The sequence below is a fragment of the Streptomyces sp. GbtcB7 genome, assembly GCF_019091445.1.
Classification (GTDB): Bacteria; Actinomycetota; Actinomycetes; order Streptomycetales; family Streptomycetaceae; genus Streptomyces; species Streptomyces mirabilis.
On sequence record NZ_JAGXJM010000147.1, the window covers coordinates 1 to 428 of the forward strand.

General features: G+C 73.8%; 1 protein-coding gene. It reads right to left on the reverse strand.

Annotated features, from left to right (window positions below):
* On the reverse strand, positions 1-134 hold a 134-nt coding region (locus KVT44_RS59730; RefSeq protein WP_368857621.1), incomplete at its 3' end, for an alpha/beta fold hydrolase.
* Between the last annotated feature and the right edge of the window lie 294 nt (positions 135-428).

The following is a 428-nucleotide window of genomic DNA, read 5'->3' on the forward strand; positions in this document are numbered from 1 at the left end:
AGGTTCCGGAACATGAACGAGCTGGTGGGGAAGCCGTGCAGCAGCACCACGGCGGGCGCGTCGGGCGGCCCCGCCTCCCGGTAGAACAGTCGCTGTCCACGGACGGTGGCGTAGCGGTGGTGGATGGTCGTCATGGCTGCTCCGTTCACGGTCCGTCCCCCACTGGTGTCCTGGTTCAAGCCTGCGACCGGCGGGGCGACGGTCGCATCCGCCACTGGCTGGCCGCCGTCGCCGGTGCGCCGACCGGAGGGGGATAACGTGGTGCCGTGCGTGAGGCCGCGGACCTGCCGGAGTGGAGGCGCGCGGCGGAGGTGACGGGCCGCCGCGGCGAGTGCGGGGTGCTCGACCGGCTCATCGGGGCCGTTCGCGGCGGTGAGAGCCGGGCGCTGGTGATGACCGGCGAGCCGGGCGTGGGCAAGACGGCGCTG